At 69.4% G+C, this 17,904-nt stretch carries 14 protein-coding genes; 5 read left to right on the top strand and 9 right to left on the bottom strand.

The features are described 5' to 3' along the window. Positions 1 to 95: 95 nt before the first annotated feature. Positions 96 to 785, top strand: a complete 690-nt coding sequence (locus DN051_RS33465; protein ID WP_053757540.1) for a TetR/AcrR family transcriptional regulator — start codon at positions 96 to 98, stop codon at positions 783 to 785. On the opposite strand, the gene DN051_RS33460 is transcribed toward DN051_RS33465, so the two are convergent. Next, positions 773 to 2,302: an LVIVD repeat-containing protein gene (locus tag DN051_RS33460; protein WP_420709134.1), complete on the bottom strand. Its 1,530-nt coding sequence runs from the start codon at positions 2,300 to 2,302 to the stop codon at positions 773 to 775. The genes DN051_RS33465 and DN051_RS33460 overlap by 13 nt on opposite strands. A gap of 167 nt (positions 2,303 to 2,469) precedes the next feature. Here DN051_RS33460 and DN051_RS33455 point away from each other — a divergent pair, with 167 nt between their 5' ends. Next, complete coding sequence (locus DN051_RS33455; protein WP_053757542.1) at positions 2,470 to 3,123, top strand: DUF305 domain-containing protein; 654 nt, start codon at positions 2,470 to 2,472, stop codon at positions 3,121 to 3,123. Between the two features lie 22 nt (positions 3,124 to 3,145). Here the strand turns inward: DN051_RS33455 and DN051_RS33450 are convergent, their stop codons facing one another. Next, on the bottom strand, positions 3,146 to 3,607 hold the full coding sequence (locus DN051_RS33450; RefSeq protein WP_053757543.1) for a DUF6214 family protein: 462 nt from the start codon (positions 3,605 to 3,607) through the stop codon (positions 3,146 to 3,148). 224 nt (positions 3,608 to 3,831) lie between these two features. Between DN051_RS33450 and DN051_RS33445 the strand changes: the two genes are divergently transcribed. After that, entirely contained in the window at positions 3,832 to 5,172 is a 1,341-nt protein-coding gene (locus DN051_RS33445) for an FAD-dependent oxidoreductase (RefSeq protein WP_112440407.1), read from the top strand. Between the two features lie 63 nt (positions 5,173 to 5,235). Here DN051_RS33445 and DN051_RS33440 read toward each other — a convergent pair whose 3' ends face one another. Then, entirely contained in the window at positions 5,236 to 5,994 is a 759-nt protein-coding gene (locus tag DN051_RS33440; RefSeq protein WP_112440405.1) for a PaaX family transcriptional regulator C-terminal domain-containing protein, read from the bottom strand. Positions 5,995 to 6,070: 76 nt separating this feature from the next. On the opposite strand from DN051_RS33440, the gene DN051_RS33435 reads away from it, so the two are divergent. Next, complete coding sequence (locus DN051_RS33435; protein WP_112440402.1) at positions 6,071 to 7,732, top strand: acyl-CoA dehydrogenase family protein; 1,662 nt, start codon at positions 6,071 to 6,073, stop codon at positions 7,730 to 7,732. A gap of 407 nt (positions 7,733 to 8,139) precedes the next feature. Here DN051_RS33435 and DN051_RS33430 read toward each other — a convergent pair whose 3' ends face one another. After that, positions 8,140 to 8,712: an Rv1733c family protein gene (locus DN051_RS33430; RefSeq protein ID WP_112440401.1), complete on the bottom strand. Its 573-nt coding sequence runs from the start codon at positions 8,710 to 8,712 to the stop codon at positions 8,140 to 8,142. Between the two features lie 279 nt (positions 8,713 to 8,991). On the opposite strand from DN051_RS33430, the gene DN051_RS33425 reads away from it, so the two are divergent. Continuing rightward, complete coding sequence (locus tag DN051_RS33425; protein WP_112442584.1) at positions 8,992 to 10,077, top strand: WD40/YVTN/BNR-like repeat-containing protein; 1,086 nt, start codon at positions 8,992 to 8,994, stop codon at positions 10,075 to 10,077. Positions 10,078 to 10,741: 664 nt separating this feature from the next. On the opposite strand, the gene DN051_RS33420 is transcribed toward DN051_RS33425, so the two are convergent. The 5 genes from DN051_RS33420 to DN051_RS33400 all read right to left on the bottom strand — a co-directional run bounded on the left by DN051_RS33420 (position 10,742) and on the right by DN051_RS33400 (position 17,652). Continuing rightward, a complete protein-coding gene (locus DN051_RS33420; protein WP_112440399.1) occupies positions 10,742 to 11,491 on the bottom strand; it encodes a hypothetical protein in 750 nt (249 codons plus the stop codon). A 189-nt stretch (positions 11,492 to 11,680) separates the two neighbouring features. Then, positions 11,681 to 13,891 carry a glycoside hydrolase domain-containing protein gene (locus DN051_RS33415; protein ID WP_053757548.1) on the bottom strand — a complete coding sequence of 737 codons (2,211 nt, stop codon included), beginning with the start codon at positions 13,889 to 13,891 and terminating at the stop codon, positions 11,681 to 11,683. A gap of 379 nt (positions 13,892 to 14,270) precedes the next feature. Next, positions 14,271 to 15,536, bottom strand: a complete 1,266-nt coding sequence (locus tag DN051_RS33410) for an ABC transporter permease (RefSeq protein ID WP_112440397.1) — start codon at positions 15,534 to 15,536, stop codon at positions 14,271 to 14,273. Next, positions 15,533 to 16,234, bottom strand: a complete 702-nt coding sequence (locus DN051_RS33405) for an ABC transporter ATP-binding protein (RefSeq protein WP_246040686.1) — start codon at positions 16,232 to 16,234, stop codon at positions 15,533 to 15,535. The genes DN051_RS33410 and DN051_RS33405 overlap by 4 nt, the downstream gene beginning before the upstream one ends. Next, positions 16,231 to 17,652, bottom strand: a complete 1,422-nt coding sequence (locus DN051_RS33400) for a peptidoglycan-binding domain-containing protein (protein ID WP_246040685.1) — start codon at positions 17,650 to 17,652, stop codon at positions 16,231 to 16,233. Before DN051_RS33400 ends, DN051_RS33405 begins: the two co-directional genes overlap by 4 nt. Positions 17,653 to 17,904: the final 252 nt, after the last annotated feature.

Raw genomic sequence — 17,904 nt, 5'->3', positions numbered from 1 at the left:
GAGACAGACGGCACCGCCGGCTCCGGCCGCGCAGGGGCCGGTCCGGACGCACTGAGTATAGTTGGCTGGCAACCAGTCAACGCAGGAGTTACAGCATGACCCCCCGTAGCGCCTCGGTCAATGAAGAGATGCGACGGCGTTCCCGGGAAAAGCTGCTTCAGGCGGCGGTCGAGCTGGTCGGTGAGCGGGGTTACGACGCGACGACGCTCGCCGACATCGCGGACCGGGCCGGCTCGGCGCGTGGACTGGTGTCGTACTACTTCCCCGGCAAGCGTCAGTTGGTGCAGTCCGCCGTGCACCGGCTCATGCACCGCACGCTGGAGGAGGCCCTGGAGCGCGAGCCGCACACCGACGACGGCCGCGAGCGGATGGCGCGCGCCATCGACGCGATCCTGGGCCTGGGCCGGGACCGGACCGTGCTGATGCGCCAGCACATGGCCGGGCTGCTGGACACCGAGGGCTTCGTGCAGTGCCCGGAGCAGAAGCGGCTCGCGGAACTGCTGCGGGACACCGTCGCCCGGCGCGGCTCGTCGGACGTGGAGACGGACTATCCGATGCTGCGCGCCCTGCTGATGGGCGCCGTGTACGCGATGGTGCTGCCGAACGTGGGGATGCCGGCCGCTCCCCTGCGCGCCGAGCTGTTCCGGCGCTACCGCCTCGACTGGGAGCTCGGGTGCCCGCCGGACGCCGAAGCGCCCGGCGGGACACGCGATGAAGACCTGTCACGGTTCTTCGCGACAGAGACACCGGCCGTCGGCCGGCCCGCCCCTGATCAGTCGAAGTAGTCCGGCTGCGTCTGGACGTTGAGCTCGTCCAGGCGGACCCGCTTGGCCGGGTCAGTGCGCCGGTCGCTGAGCTTCAGTACGTCGAAGCCCTTCACCAGGTCGTTCGAGTAGATGTAACCGTTGTAGTAGTACGCCGACCAGGAGCCGCCGCCCACGAGCTGTTCGGTGCTGATCGGACCGCGCTCGAAGTAGGCGATCTCCCTCGGACGCTTGGAGTCGGTGAACTCCCAGACCGAGACGCCGCCCTGGTACCAGGCCTGGACCATGATGTCCTTGCCCTTGACCGGGATCAGCGAGCCGTTGTGCGCGACACAGTTCTCCGTGTCCGCCTGGTGGCGGGGGATCTTGTAGTAGCTGCGGAAGACCAGCTTGCGCTTGTCGCCCTTGCCGACGATGTCGTAGATGCCGTCGGCACCGCGGTCCGGTCCCACCGTCGCGTTGCAGGTAGCCGCGCCGCCGCCGCCGAGCTCGTCGGTGAACACGACCTTGTCGGCGTCCTGGTTGAAGGTCGCCGAGTGCCAGAACGCGAAGTTCACGTTGTCCTGCACCCGGTCGATGACCTTCGGGCGTTCCGGGTCCTTGATGGAGAACAGGATGCCGTCACCCATGCATGCGCCCGCCGCGAGGTCCTTGGAGGGCAGCACGGTGATGTCGTGGCAACCGGTCGTCTTGGAGACACCGGGGTTGGTCGGCGCGCCGGGGTTGCCGCCGCCGTCCGCGCCCTCACCCGGGAACAGCACCGGGAAGCCCACGACCGCGGCCTTCTCCGGGGCGTACCGCGGAACCTTGATCACCGAGATGCCGTCGTGCGGCGGCTGGCAGTCGGGGTAAGCGGCGTTCGGCGAGTACGAGGAGACGTACACGTAGATGTTCTTGCGCTCCGGCAGCAGCGTGTGGGTGTGCGAACCACACGCGGTCTCGACGGCGGCGACGTACTTCGGGTTGCGCTTGTCGCTGATGTCGAAGACCTTCATGCCCTCCCAGGAGGACTTCTCGGTCACCGGCTGCGTGGTGCTGTTGCAACTGCTGTCGCTGCGCGAGGAGTCGGTCGACAGGAACAGCAGGTCACCGGAGACGGAGATGTCGTTCTGCGAGCCGGGACACAGCACCTGGGCGACCGTCTTCGGGGCCCTCGGGTTGCTGATGTCGAAGATCCGGAATCCGTCGTAGTTGCCTGCGTAGGCGTAACGGCCCTGGAAAGCGAGATCCGAGTTGGTGCCCGGGAGCACGTCCTTCGGGATGTTCGTGAGGTGCTCGATGTTGGCCGAGTGGACGATCTCGTCCTGGCCGGGTATCTCCCCGTTCTCGAGGGCCTCGCGCACCTCGGCCTGAGCGCTGCGGGACACCTCCTTGTCGGCCGCCGGGGCGTCCCCGGGGTCGGGGGTGGCCGTCGCCGGATGGGCCGTCAGCAACGCGGCCAGGAGACCGGCCGCGGCTGCGGCGATCCCCAAGCGTCTGCGCCGCGTTCGGGGTTTGTTCGACAGGGTCACTGCTTCCTCCCTTGTTCCGTTCGCCATGGAACGGTTCACGGACCTCCGAAGTATCGTCGTCAGCATGCACAGATCAACAGGGGGCAACGAACATGTAATGAAGGTTTTCGCTCGTTCCTGCTCGGAAGCGTGTTAGGACGGTCAACATCAAGCACGAGGCGTACCCCTCATCCCGCCCGCAACAGGAGGTCGTTGTGCCCATCCGCCGAGCCTCGCTCGCGCCCCTCGCCGCGGTGTCCCTGGCCGCGCTCGCCGTCCTCACGCTCGGGGGCTGCGACTCCGGGTCGGACGCCGAGCCGGACCGGGCCGGCGGCCCCTCGGTGCTGGTTCCCGGCAAACCCGGTGAGGACAACCGCACGATGTCCGCCGAGGACGCCGCGCAGCAGCGCGCCGACGACGACTCGCCCAACTCGGCGGACATCGACTACGCCCGGATGATGATCCAGCACCACTCACAGGCCCTGGAGATGACCGAACTCGCCCCGGACCGGGCCGAGTCGTCCCAGGTGAAGAAGCTGGCCGAGCGCATCGAGGCGTCGCAGGGGCCGGAGATCGCCGTGATGAAGAGCTGGCTGGAGTCGCACGGCGAGGGCGAGAAGGGCGAGGGCCACCACCACGGCCCGATGCCCGGCATGGCCACCGAGGGGCAGTTGAAGAATCTGCGCGCGGCCGAGGGCAAGGCGTTCGACCAGCTGTTCGTCACCCTCATGATCACTCACCACGAGGGGGCGATCACGATGGCGACGGACGTGAAATCACAGGGCAACAACGTGCGGATCGAGGAGATGGCCGACGACGTGATCGCCCAGCAGACGAGCGAGATCACGCGGATGCACAGGATGGCGTGACGCCCGGCGCCACCGGGCCGGCTCAGCGCCGCGCGTGACGCGAGGTCAGAAAACCCGCGTCACGCGCCTGCGCGATCAGACGGAGCGATCGGCGACGGCTGTGCCCGGTCGCGCCCATCACCGCGAGCACCGGGTCCAGGCCCTCGCTCTGCGCGGTGCGGTACTCCTGCGCCACCCTCCGGCTTCCCTCCACACCGCGCGGCCAGGCCGGACGGGCACGCCGGCCTCGCCCCGCCCCCTCCCACGACGGCCCGGCGTCCGCCCCGCACGCCGAGCCCAGCGGACCCTCGATCCAGTCGGCGAGCACCGCGAGGTCGTCCACGGACAGCGAGGGCCGCGCCCGGACCTCCTCCAGGGTGACGCAGCCGCCGGACAGAACGGCCAGCGCGTCGACCCGGGCGCCGTCGGAGAAGCCGAGCCGCACGTGGAACCAGACCGTCGCACCGCCCTCCTCCCGCACTTCCCAAGCGGGCCACACGGACACCGCGCCGTCCTCGGGACGGCGATCGGAAAGACTAAGAAGGGATGCTCCTAGCACACACGCAACGTAACTGCGCCATCACCCTCCATCCGGGCGGACACGCACCCCGTAGTTGGCGCGGCACCCTGTCAGCGGAGCCGCCGCGGTGCAATGCTGGAGCCAACAGCGATCTCCCGTGATGCACCGGACGATCCCCCGGTAGATCCACCGGACGAAGGAGTTCCGCCGTGCGTGTCGCCGTCGTCGGCTCCGGACCGAGCGGGGTCTACTCCGCCCAGAGCCTCGTCCAGCTGGACCCCACCGTGCTCGTCGACGTCCTGGACCGGCTGCCGAGCCCGTACGGCCTGGTCCGTTACGGTGTGGCCCCCGACCACGAGAAGATCAAGTCGCTCCAGAACAACCTACGCACCGTGCTGGAGCACGAACGGGTGCGGTTCCTCGGCGGAGTCCAGGTCGGCGAGGGCGGAGTGCCGGCCGCCCGGCTGCGGGAGCTCTACCACGCGGTCGTGTACTGCGTCGGTGCCGCCACCGACCGCCGCCTCGGGATCCCCGGCGAGGATCTGCCGGGCAGCTTCTCGGCCACGGAGTTCGTGTCCTGGTACAGCGCGCATCCCGACACCGTCGAGGACGGGTTCGTGCTGGGCGCCCGGTCGGCCGTGGTCATCGGCGTGGGCAACGTCGCCGTGGACGTCACCCGGATCCTGGCGCGCGGCGCGGCCGAGCTGAGGCCCACCGACATGCCGCAGGCGGCGCTCACCACGCTGGAGGCGAGCCGGGTCACCGACATCCACATGGTGGGGCGGCGCGGTCCCTCACAGGCCCGCTTCACCACCAAGGAACTGCGCGAGCTGGGGTCCCTGCCGGATGCGGAAGTCCTCGTGGACGCCGACGAGTTGGCGCCGGATCCCGGATACGTGGACCCGTCGTCGCTGCCGGCCGCGCAGCGCCGGAACGTGGAGGTGCTCCGCGGCTGGGCCGCCCGGCCGCCCGGTGACCTCCCGCGCCGGATCCGGCTGCGCTTCTTCCAGCGCCCGGTGGAGATCCTCGCCGAGAACGGCCGCGTGGGCGCGGTCAGGTTCGAGCGGACGCAGCCGGACGGACAGGGTGGTGTCACCGGGACGGGCCGGTACGAGGAGATCGAGGCGCAGTTGGTACTGCGGTCGGTGGGCTATCACGGAGTGCCGCTGGAGGGGCTGCCGTTCGACCCGGCCACCGGCACCGTGCCCCAGCTGGCCGGCCGGGTGCTGCGCGAGGGGGTCGTCGCGCCCGGCGAGTACGTGGCCGGCTGGATCAAGCGGGGCCCCACGGGCGTCATCGGCAGCAACCGGCCGTGCGCCAAGGAGACGGTGCTGTCCCTGCTGGAGGACGCGCCGGTCCTGGAACGCAAGGTGGTGCCGGACGACGCCCTCACGGCGCTGCGGACCGAAGGGATCAAGCCGGTCGACTGGGCGGGATGGCAGGCCATCGAACGGGCCGAGGCCGAGCTGGGGTCCTCGCTCGGGCGGAGCGTGGTGAAACTGCCTGACTGGGAGTCGCTGCTGAGCGCGGCACGGACGGCGGAGACGTAGCGCGGCCGGGTGGCCTCCGGCCCCGAAGTAGGGCGCGGGCTCGGCGTGCGTGCGGTCGTCCTGTCACGCTTCGCTCCCCCGCGCCCGCACCTCCTTCGCCAGTTCCTCCTGATAGGCGGTGTACGCCGCGCGCAGGGCAGGGCCCGGCCAGTCGGCGGGCAGGAGCTCGGGGGGCAGGACGGGATCGGCGAGCAGATGGCGTACGACGGCCGCGAAGGCGGTGAGCCGGAGCGCGGGACCTCGGTCGCCGGAGACCCGGTCGAGCAGCCGCCGGGCGGTTACCGACCAGGCGCCGAGCGGCCACAGGGCCGCCGCCAGCTCACTCGCCGGCCGCTCGGGCCGCGCCGTGTAGTGCTGGGCCACCCGGGCCAGGTCCGCGGGCAGGGGCCTGACCAGGTTGGCGGGACGCAGCCACACGCCCTCACGCAGTTCGGCGAGCCGCAGGGCGGTGAGCCTGGTGCGCAGTCCGGCGCGCTCGGCGGCTTCGCGGCCCGTGGCGGTGATCACGACCATCTCCCAGTCGCCGTCCCACGCGCGCGTGTGCGGGCGCACGGACTCGTCCTGCCGACGCTGGCGCTCCAGCAGGCGCTCGCTCAGCCGGTAGCCGGCGTCCGTGCGCAGCAGATCACCGGCGGCCGTCATCCGGCTGAGCGCGGCCCGCAGTGTGGAGCCGCCGACACCGAAGCGCTCCACGGCGCGCACGAGGTCCCGCACCGGCAGCTCGGGCGGGTGAGTGCCCAGCAGCAGGCTCAGCACGACGGACCGGGCCGACAACGGGCGCAGGTCGACCTCGCCGGGCCGCGGGAACTCGTCTACGCGCATGAGCACGTACTGTACGTGTCCGATTTCCGATGTTGCACTATTGCTGCGACCGTAGACAGAGTGCAACACTTGCGGCATGGTCCCGACACTCGTCCAAGAGCAGCAGCGGTCCGCCACCCACGACGTCACCAACCAGGCCCCGCCCCTGGCCCCGTACGACGCGTCCGACGACCCCGCCCTTCTGGAAGGGCTGCGCCGTGAGGGTGCCGGGTGGGCCGAGGACGGCCTGCGGCGGCTCGGTGTGCGGGCGGGCAGCGCGCAGGCGCAGGAGTGGGGCGAGCAGGCCAACCGGCACGAGCCGGAGCTGCGCACCCACGACCGTTACGGCAACCGGATCGACGAGGTGGAGTTCCACCCGAGCTGGCACCATCTGATGCGCGTCGCGGTGAACGAAGGGCTGGCCGGTTCCGCCTGGGCGGACGACCGGCTCGGCGCCCATGTCGCCCGTACGGCGGGCGGATTGGTGTGGGGACACACCGAGGCCGGGCACGGGTGCCCGACGTCGATGACGTACGCGGCGGTTCCGGCGCTCCGCCGCCAACCGGAGCTGGCCGCCGTCTACGAACCGCTGCTGACCAGCCGCGAGTACGACCCGGCGCTGGACGTGCCGACCCGCAAGCGCGGACTGCTCGCCGGCATGGGGATGACGGAGAAGCAGGGCGGCTCCGACGTCCGGACGAACACCACGGTGGCCACCGCGACGGCCGAGCCCGGCGTGTACACCCTGCGCGGGCACAAGTGGTTCACGTCGGCGCCGATGTGCGACGTGTTCCTGGTACTGGCGCAGGCTCCGGACGGCCTGTCCTGCTTCCTGGTGCCCAGGGTGCTGCCGGACGGCAGCCGCAACACGTTCCGCATCCAGCGTCTGAAGGACAAGCTGGGCAACCGCTCCAACGCCTCCTCCGAGCCGGAGTTCGACGGGACCGTGGCCTGGCTGGTCGGCGCCGAGGGACAGGGCGTCAAGACGATCATCGAGATGGTCAACTGCACCCGGCTCGACTGCGTGATGGCGTCGGCGACGCTGATGCGCAAGACGCTCGTCGAGGCCGGGCACCATGTGCGCCACCGCAGCGCGTTCGGAGCCCGGCTGGTGGACCAGCCGCTGATGCGCAACGTACTCGCCGATCTGGCGCTGGAGTCGGAGGCCGCCACCACCCTCACGCTGCGGCTGGCCGGTGCGGCCGACCGCGCGGTGCGCGGGGACGCGGGCGAGACGGCGTTCCGGCGGATCGCCACGGCCGTCGGCAAGTACTGGGTCACCAAGCGGGGCCCGGCCTTCACCGCCGAGGCCCTGGAATGCCTGGGCGGCAACGGTTACGTGGAGGACTCGGGCATGCCCCGCCACTACCGTGAGGCGCCGCTCCTGTCGATCTGGGAGGGCTCGGGGAACGTCAACGCCCTGGACGTGCTGCGTGCGTTGAGCCGCGAGGCCGGTGCGGCCCAGGCGCTGTTCGACGAACTCGCCCTGGCCCGCGGGGCGGACGCGCGGCTGGACACCGCCGTGGCCCGGCTGGAGCAGACGCTGCCCACGGCCACCGCGTCGAGTGCGCGGCGGCTGGTGGAGCTGATGGCGCTGACCCTTCAGGCCTCGTTGCTGGTCAGGCACGCTCCGCCGGCGGTCGCCGACGCGTTCTGCGCCACCCGCCTCGGCGGCGACTGGGGGCACTCGTTCGGCACGCTCCCCGACGCGGCCGACCTCGACACGATCCTCGACAGGGCGCTGCCGGGCGGGAAGTGAACGGACCGTGGCCGCCCCGGGGCCACGAACTCGTCACGATCGGACAGATCGCGACGTGCGACGGTACGGCGCGGGGCTGACGCACCGACGTACCGGGGCTGGCGCACGGAGGCAGCAGGGCGCCGGCTCGGCTCACAGGAGGCCGTACAGCGCCGGCCAGGGTGCTTTACGGCACCGGCCGGACGCGGCTGCCGTACGTACGCGCTGCACACACGCGCGTGCCGGGGCCCACGGACGCCGCACAGCACGACCCGGGACTGTGCGGCACGGGCCCGGCACTGGCGTCGTACGCGCCGCACACACGCGCGCGACTCGGACGCGCCCGGCTCAGCCGCGCCCTGCCGTACGGATCCGACCCGGCACGCGGGTGCCGTGCGCGGGCGGAGCGTCGGTGCCGCCGGTGGCGGTCAGCCCGCCCTCGGCCCCCACAGCGGGTCGAAGCGCGCCCAGTCCACGTCCCACTGGTCCAGGCGCCGGCACTCCAGCCGGCCGAGCAGGAGACGTCCGCCGACCAGCGGAACGGCCGCGGCACCCCCTCCCACGAAGCCGCCGACCAGCGAGGACCGCAGCCGGGCCTGCTCCTCGGAGGCGGGCTCGGCCACCAGGCCGCCCTCGCCGTCCGTCCACACGGTGACCGGGCTCCCCTCGGGGCTGCCGGGACGGACCCGGGCCTGCCCCGTGCGCGTCGAGCCGTCCGGCGCGACCCAGCGCACCTCGGCCCACACCTGCTCGACGCTCGACGCGGGAGGCGGCCCCGGGGTGTCCTCCGTCAGACTCGCGGCCACGGGACGCCACTCGGCACGCTCCCTGGCCATCTCCCGTTCCACGGACCGGGTCACCGTCAGACCGGCGAGCACCCCCACGACCACGGTGAGCGTTCCGGTGCCGAGCAGGACCCACGCCTCCACCACGTCGGCGCGGCGCTTGAGCGGGTTGCGCCGCCAGCGCCACAGCCATCCCCTCGGACAACGGAACGCCATCGAAGGCTTCCTCCTCGTGCGCACGGACCTCCCCCGACCGCCCTCCCATACGGCGCGCCGCGCTTCGTTGCTCAGGGCACGTGCCCCGGCGGTCGGTCCCGGGGGCGGCGACGGCCGCGGGAGGCGCGCACCGCAGCGGGTCGAGCCGCGCCGGGCACGCCGGCGCGGTGATCGACGACACCCGGCTGACCTGCGGCGGAGCGATGACGGGAGTGATTGTCAGTGGTGGGGTGCAGACTGGCCGATATCTGAGACGAGGACGTCGCGGAGGTGATCGGCATGGCCGGGGTACTGCTCGCCGTGGGCACACGCAAGGGTCTGTTCATCGGGCGCCGGCGCGGTGGCACCTGGGAGTTCGACGAGAGCCCCCACTTCAACGCCCAGGCCGTGTACTCGGTCGCGATCGACACGCGCGGCGCCACCCCGCGGGTGCTGGCCGGCGGCGACAGCGCGCACTGGGGTCCGTCGGTGTTCCACTCCGACGACCTGGGCCGGACCTGGACCGAGCCCGCTCGGCCCGCCGTCAAGTTCCCCAAGGACACGGGGGCTTCGCTGGAGCGGGTGTGGCAGCTGCACCCGGCCGCCGCCGAGCCGGACGTGGTCTACGCGGGCACGGAGCCGGCCGCGCTGTACCGCTCCGAGGACCGCGGGGAGCACTTCGACCTGGTCCGCCCGCTGTGGGAGCACCCCACACGCTCGGAGTGGGTGCCCGGCGGCGGCGGAGAGGGCCTGCACACCGTCGTCACCGACCGACGCGATCCGAGAGCGGTGACGGTCGCCGTGTCGGCGGCCGGGGTGTTCCGCACGACGGACGGCGGGGTCAGCTGGGAGCCGTCCAACTCCGGGGTCTCCGCGGTGTTCCTGCCGAATCCCGCCCCGGAGTTCGGCCAGTGCGTGCACAAGATCGCGCAGGATGCGTCGACCCCGGACCGGCTGTACCTCCAGAACCACTGGGGTGTGTACCGCAGCGACGACGCGGGCGCGCACTGGACCGACATCGGCGAGGGCCTGCCGTCCACGTTCGGTTTCGCCGCCGCCGCGCACCCGCACCGCGGCGACACCGCGTATGTGTTCCCGATCAACGCGGACGCGGACCGGGTGCCCGCCGATCGCCGCTGCCGGGTGTTCCGCACGGCGGACGCCGGCCGCTCATGGGAGCCGCTCAGCGCGGGCCTGCCCCAGGAGCAGCACTACGGCACGGTGCTGCGCGACGCGCTGTGCACCGACGACGCGGACCCGGCGGGTGTGTACTTCGGCAACCGGAACGGCGAGGTGTACGCCTCCGCCGACGACGGCGACAGCTGGCGGCAGTTGGCGTCGCACCTGCCCGACGTGCTGTGCGTGCGGGCCGCGGTCATCGCCTAAGGGCTGTCCCGTAATCCCCGGTGGATCAGCGCGCGGCGTCAGATGCGGTGCATCGCAAGGCGGAGGGTCGTCCTCATACCGGGCGTATTCGGGCGATCCGACAACGCGGCGAGGTGCCGTAGCTGTCGTCGTGCGCCCGCCGGGGATTACGGGACAGCCCTTAGTGCCGCGGCAGGCAACGTTTGCCTGTCAAGGAGCGGTGTTCGGTGCGTGCTCTCGGTGTGCCGGCCGGAAGTCCTCGTACTGGACGTACTCGGGCTTTCGGCCGGTGCGGCGAGTGGGGGCACCTCCCACGCCTTCAGGCAGTGGGGGAGCGTGCCGGGCGTCGCGACGGGGCGAACGTTGCCTGCCGCGGCACTGGAAGGACGTACATGAAGCAGACGGTTCTCGGGCGTGGTTGGCGCCCTTCGTGGCTGATCCGCTGGTGTCGGTTCCGCGGAAGGATCAGCGGGCGAAAGGTGACGGCCGTGTGCGGGCAGTAGCTCGACGCGGACGGCTGCGTACCGGGCGAGCCGGGCACCTACGGCGTCGTCCCGCACGTGGAAAGCGCCTCCCGACCCGGGCCGACGGAACCCTGCTGCAAGGCTCGTCGTCCCAGGTCAGGAGGGCACTTACGCGGTTCCGCCCAGGCAGACGCACCCGGGCGAAACAGCGCGGTCAGTGATCAGGCCCAGGACTGCCGGGCAGCGAGGCGCTCGGCATCCGCACGCCGTCGAGGCTGGAGATGGTCCACAAGAACGCCGGCGCCCCGGCCAGGCGTGTAGTTCCAGTCACGGATCTTCGCCGCGACCTTGGCGAGACGTTCCTCGCCCGGTGGCACGTCGATGTAGAACAGCGACTCGTCCGGCCGGCTGTCGTCACCTCCCCAGCGCACAACACCCTCGCATTCGGCGAGGATGTCCCGGACCACGAGCTCCTCCATGGGATAGAAGCCCCCGCGTGCCCCGGCAGGGTAGGAACCCGGCCGGATCTGCACCGCCGTACCGGACGCCAGATTGGACTCCGCTCTTCCCCTCCGGACGGCGTCCGGCTTGCGCCAGCCGACGACGTCGCCCTTGCGGAGGGTGTCGATCTCGTAATGGAAGCGGCTGATCACATGCACGAGGACCGTCTCGACGTCCGCCATGCGCATCTGAACGCCGTCGAGCGGTGTGCCGGGAACAGGTCTGGTGTAGATACTGCCGTGGTCGTCCGCAATCTTCTCCACCTCCCAGCCGTTCTTCGACACAACACCGGTCAGGGCACGCTTGTTGCGTTCCTGAACCCTCCGGATCTCCTTGCGGAGCTTGTCCGGGTCGGGGGCATTCCCCGCCGCGCGGGCGGGAACGGAAAGTGCCTGTGATCCGAGGGCAACGCCGGCCGCGACAAACGCGACGCGACGCAGCGCGGCCCGGCGAGAAATGTTCACTGTCACTTCTTCGTCTCCTCGTTCTTGTTGTGTGAACGTGCCGCGACGGTCAGGGCAGCAGCAGCCGGCCCGAGAACGCCTGTCGCCGGATTCACGTATTGCCGACAGAGCACGCCCGTAGCAGGGTTGCCGCGCCCTTGATCACCTGGTACGACGTAGATGTCGTCGGAGGCTCTGATCACGCGCGGCGGCTTGTCATACGTTCCGGGAAATGGCGTTGTACTTCTCCATGATCTGGTAGAGCGCCATCCGCTGCTTGGCGTGCGGGGTCGCCTCTGATCCGGCCGGCCCTTGGTACCTGCGCAGAATCTCGAAGGTCTCGTTCTCCGTGTAGTCCAGGCGCATGGAGCGAAGAGGAGTCTCTTCGGGGGTGTTACCCGGGGCGCCGTCGGCGTTCCACAGGTGGACGAGAGGGACCGTGGACAGGGCGAACTGATTGTCCTCCATGCAATCGCGCCAGATGTTGTACTTGTCCTGATCGCTGTTGATGTCGCGGACGGGTCCCTCTGTGTAACCCCTCTGGACGGCGTGGTTCCACGCCAGAGTGGCAGTCCTGCCGAAGATCTGGCAGATACCCGTGGAACTGTCCCGGAAGGACCCGGTTGCTTGGAACTCCGCCATCACTTCCAGGTCCTTGGCCACGTCGACCGCGTCGATGTGCCGCATCTCCCAGTACGCGGACGTCTGGATGAGTGCCTTTCGCATGTTGTAGCGGTAGGCGAGCAGGGTGATGACCGCGTCGTACTCGAGCACGGTCCACTGGAAGCAGGCCTCATGCGTATGTGACCTGAGGCCACCGTCGTTGGGGAAGCCGATCGACTCCATGTACTTGCCGACGTCCGTCCGCATGGCCGTGAGGACGGACGGACTGAGGCCGGTGTCCGGGACAGGGGTGCGAGGTGCGTTGAACGACGCCTGTCCGGTGTCGCGTCCTGAGGCGATGTTGACGTCGATCTCTATGGCGCCGGAGCCGGAGCCGAGGGTGCGGGTGACGATCTGGTCGTAGGCCCAGTTCGCGGGCAGTGGATAGCCGAAGTTTCCTGAGAAGCCCGAGGACATGTCGGAGACGAAGGACGCGGTGGCATGACCGGCCTCCGAGACACGGGTGCACACGTTACGCGGCCCGTAGACGCCGATCTCGAACCGGTTGCCGTCATCGATGATTGCGTCCTGGATGCCCTTGAAGTGCGGCAGGACGCTGTTGGTGACGTCGGCGTCGAGAGCGTCGAAGTCCACGGCGAAGAAGATCCGTGTTCCCGCCTTGAAACCGTGGTCGAGCGCCGCGTTGACCGCGGCCTGGCCGGCCCACCGTCCCTGGGGATAGCTGAAGTCGGAGGCGTCACGCCCGAAGGTCTGGTAGATCGGAAAACAGCGCAGTCCGTTGTCCGCGATGGTCTGGAGTTCGCCGGGCTGGATCGCCTTCTCGGGCAGCGAGGTGCTGCTGGGGTTGGTGAGGTAGCGGCCGATGTACCTGACACCGGCTGCCTTGAGTGTCTGGGCCCGGGCAGACGTGATCTTCGTGACGCCGTCGCAGGCCTCTCCCTGACGGCTCTGGTCCCCATAGGAGACAAGGAGGGAGGCCCAGGTGGAGAAGTCTCCCTGCCCGGTGACGGGAAGCTTGACGAACGACTGGAAGCTCTCCACGCCAGCCTTGACGGCTGCGGTGAAATCCCCGAAGGACACATCCCGCTTGTTGAGGACCATCGCCGCGGTGAACAGGCGCGCCCAAGCGCCGGTACTGCCGACCGACACCGTGTGCGACCTCAAGCCGGACTGCGTGCCGGGCCCGAACACGCCGTTGGCCACACCGTCGGCCATGCCCAGCTCGTACTGGACCGCGTACAGCATGGACTTGGCCACGTCACGGGAGTGGTGGCCGTCGCAGGGTATGACGTAGAAGTCGCTGCGGAGGATGTACCGGCCGTTCAGCCACTGCTGGACCGACCGGATGGCGCTCGAGCCGTTGTTGACGGTGACATAGGCGTCCATGTTGAACAGCCCCTTGATGGCCTTCGGCCAAAGAGAGCTGCCCGGGTACACAGTGCTCAGCCCCATGTCCTGGTTCAGCTTCGCGACTGCGTCCTTGACACGGGAGCTGTACGTGCCGTCGAGGCTGCCGCCGTCGTATCCCTTGCAGTAGAGGGCAGACTGAATGATCTTGCAGAAGTTCGGGTTGGGAATGTTCGTCTCGTCCAGCTTGCCGTACTGCGACTGGAGAGCCGCCAGGGTGCCCGGCCCGAAGTTGTTGGACAGGCTCGTGATGCCCAACTCGTACTGGAGCGCCCGAGTCAGGGCATACATGGTGTTCCAGCCGGTCTGACCGTTCTCCGTGACAGTCATCCCGATGATGTTGCCGTAGGTCTGATTAACAAATACCTGGGCTTGGCGCACCATTTCGTCAGCCATGTGTCTTCCCTCTCGCGATCAGGTGTCGAGGACAGGGCAAAGCAACCGCCATAAGTCGTCCGTTGGCACGGCAGCGAGTCCGGCGGAATGCTGTGGATGGGGATCTGGGCCCGCATGGCGGGCAAGCGGGTCATTACATCGCGGTTCTGACCGGAATGCAGAGCGTGTTCGCTCTCTCGGAACTCCGTCCGGCACGCGCAGGTGCGCGGTGAGTGTCACACCGGCGACGATCTCGGCAAGTCGGCAACACAATCTTGACCATGCGTTTTTCTCGCCCTCTGATGGTGTGTGACGTTGTTCGAACACCCAAGCCTTGTGGTGCGCTTGGAATCCATGGGATGGATACAGGTGGCGAGTTGCTGGAAGTAAGCCAGCTGATTCAGCGGCGCAGAGCTTCCACGGGCTGAATTCGGCTTGCTCGCCACGCGGGGTAAAGGCCTGCCACCAGACCGGTGACGAGTCCGATGACCGGGGCCGTGGTCACCGTGGTGGAGTGGATCACGGGCGTCCAGTCCCGGGCGGCAGCGACGCCGACCACCGTGACGGTTCCGAGAGAGGTACCGACCATTCCCCCCAGGGTGCCCAGGGCCGCCGACTCGGTCAGGAACTGGAAGGTGATGTGCCTGCCGCGTGCTCCGAGTGCCCGGCGCAATCCGATTTCGCCCGTGCGTTCCAGCACGGCCACGAGTGTGGTGTTCGCGATTCCTACCGCTCCGATGAACAGGCAAATGGCTGCGAGCAGGAGAAAGAGTTGGTCGAGATCGCTTGTGACCTTGGTGCGCAGCGATTGAGGGTCGGGCGGCGGAACGGCCTTGAAGTAGTGCGGGTGCGCGGGGTCGAGGGCGGTGGCGGATTCCGCGGCGACCTGCGCTGCTGCGCCGAGCCGGGTGGATATCAGCATTTTGGCGCCTTCCTTGGGGGCGCCCCAGAGCCACTGAGCGGTGGTACGCGGGACCACGACGGACAGAAGAAGGTCCGCCTTGCGTTCGACGTCGTCGATGATCCCGATCACGGTGAAGGCTTCGTTGCCGATGAACACCGCGGGCTGTGTCTCCACGGTGGAGATGCCGAGTTGGGCGGCGACTCCGGAACCGATGACTGCCACACGCTGGGACGTCTTGTCGTGCCATCGTTCGAACGTTCGGCCTTGGCTCAACGACGGCCCGGCAGCGTCGAGGACTCCCGAGGAGGCTGCCACGACCTGGATGTCGTTTCCCGTCGCGGAGGCGCCGATGGGTGCCGAGCGGACACTGCCCGCACGGTTCGTCTGCACCGGCCAGTACACGCCGGCGTGTTCCACTCCGTTGAGCCGTTCGACCCGCTGGTCGGCGTCTTCGGGAAAGGCCAGTTCGACGAACGGGTTCTGGTCGTGAGCGACGTCGTCGACGGTCACTTCCGTCGCGCTGAGAGCGTTGAATCGCTCGTCGATCTGGGAGGAGGCGGTCGCGGTCAGGCCGAGCACGGCCACGAATGTGCCGACGCCGAGGACTGTGCCCACAGACGTCAGCACGGAACGCACGGGCCGCTGCAGGATTCCGGCCACGGACTCCGAGAAGAGGTCCTGGGCGGACAGCCGGGTGATGAGAACGGGCCGCTTTCTGCGAAGTCGGCGTGGCCGGAACCGCGGCACCGGGCGGCGCCTCATTCGGCTGTCCCTTCCGTCAGTTTGCCGTCGCAGATGGTGATCGTGCGTTCACCTCGTTCGGCTACGGACGGATCGTGTGTGATGACCATCAGGGTCATGCCGCCCGCGTGCAGTTCGTCCAGCAGCTCGAGGATGGACCGGGCGGTGGCGGAGTCGAGATTGCCGGTCGGCTCATCGCACAGAAGCAGGGACGGCCGGCCGACCAGGGCCCTGGCGATGGCCACTCGCTGACGTTCGCCACCGGACAGTGTCGACGGCAGGGCGTCGCTCCTGTGCTCCAGGCCGACTTGCGCGAGTGCTTCCTTGGCCCTCGTGATGCGCTCCTTGCGGCTTGTGCTGCGATAGATGAGGGCCAGCGCCACGTTCTCCCAGGCAGTGCGGTGCGGCAGGAGATGGAACGACTGGAAGACGAAACCGATGCGATGGCCCCGCAGAGCGGTGCGTTCGCCGTCCTCCAGCGCTCCCGTGTCGAGTCCGTCCAGCCGGAAGATCCCCTGCGTGGGGGTGTCCAGCAGTCCGATGATGTTCAAGAGCGTGGACTTCCCCGCCCCGGAAGGGCCCACCACCGTCACGAACTCGCCGCGGCGCACGATGAGATCGCACGGTTGCAGTGCCGTCACGGGTGGTGGACCGGCGTAGGTGAGACCTGCCCCGTCGAGGTGGATCACCGGCGTTTCGGTCACGGTTGCTTCCGTCACCGCGACTGCTCCCCGGACAGGTGGTTGCGCGTTCCGATGATGACTCGCTCGCCTTCGGCCAGCCGGGCGCCCGCCCCGAGGCGGACCTCGACATAGCCGTCCCCGGTGGTGCCGGTGGTGACCGTGACCTTCCGCTTGGTATCGGCCGAGGTGAGCACGGTCACCGATGTCCGGCCGTCGGCGCCCGCCGTGATGGCGGACACGGGTACCACCAGGGCCTTGCCCTTGGTGGAGGCTGCCTGGACCGTCAGACGTACGTCTTGGCCGGCCAGCTCCGAGGGGAGTTCCTTCGTGGGTTCGACCACCATGAGATATCCGCTCGGCGTCGCCATGCCCGGATTGCCGTCGGTGGTGTCGGACCGCTCCTGCTGAAGCGTGTCCGAGACCGACGCCACGGTGGCGGCGGCGGAGACGCCTGTGACCTCTGAGAGAATCTGCACCTTCTGACCAGGGCGGACCAGGCCCTTCTGATGCTGTTGCAGGTAGCCGTTCACCACCAGCGCCCCGGCGGACACCGTCAGGAGCTTGTCGGCGACGACGCTGCCCACCTTGGTGTTGATGCTGTCGACCCGGGCCGGAAAGCTGGAGAGAAATACGGCTTCGGAGGCAGGAAGCATCGGACCGCTCGCGGCCAGTGCGTCGGCGAGCGTCTCGCGTGCCTTGCGCAGGTCCTCGCGGGCACGCTCTGCTTCCCGGGAGGGCGCGGGCGACTGTTTTTCGGCCGGGTCCGTTGCGCCGACGTCTTCGCCGGCTTCGCCGTCAGGAGCAAGGGCGTCTTCCAGGGCCCGCTCCGCCTCAGTCACTCCGTCGCGCGCCGCTTCGACTTCCGCGTCACCGTCGGTTGTCGCGGGCAGAGGGTCGTAGCCGACGCTCGTGTAGAAGGCGTGCAGGGCTGCCTTGGTACCGGCGCCGAAGTACCCCTCACGGTCCGTTCCGGTGCCGTGCCCGATGTCCCGGAGTGCGGTCTGCAACTGTGTGACGTCGTCACCGTCCATGCCGGGTTTGAGGTCCCGGTACACCGGAACCTCACCGGGCAGGACGAAGACCGGTCGCCCCGAGACCTCCAACAGGACCTGACCTGCCTTGAACTGCTCACCGGCCCTGACACGGAGCTTGGTGACAACAGCCGCCGACGCCTCCGCGGGTGCTCCTGAGATGGACACGTCCACGGTCTGCTCGGCCGTCACGGCACCCCGGAGAATCACCGAATCGGCGAGCACCCGGTACTCCACGGCGGCTGTGATCACACTGGCCGGCGGCGCCGCCGAGTCGACCGCGGCCTGTGCCGGCGACTTGACGATCTGGGCGGCCGCCAAGCCCGCGCTGGAAACAAGCACCGCTCCAGCAGCAACACCGACGATCCACCGGCGTTTGTGCACCAGCCCGACGGCCGGCACCTGCTGTTCGTTCTCGGGCACGTGGTCTTCCCTCCCCTGCCACTGCGTACCGAAGCACGGCCAGTGTTCATACGTTCTCAGTGCGTCTTCCGTTGCCCGCGAGACCAGGGACGCCGTCCTGGCACAGATCAACGGGCTCCCGGGCGATGCCGGCGCTGCGGTCGGGAAACCTTGCGTGCCGGGAGGGTCCGGCACAGGTGCCGACGTCGGCACAGGCATGCCCGGCTTCGAGCGCCTTCGCCGCCGCTGATCGCAGCAATGCGCGTCACGTCA

The organism is Streptomyces cadmiisoli (assembly GCF_003261055.1).
In the GTDB taxonomy this organism is placed as follows: Bacteria; Actinomycetota; Actinomycetes; order Streptomycetales; family Streptomycetaceae; genus Streptomyces; species Streptomyces cadmiisoli.
This window is presented reverse-complemented; position numbering and strand designations above follow the sequence as displayed.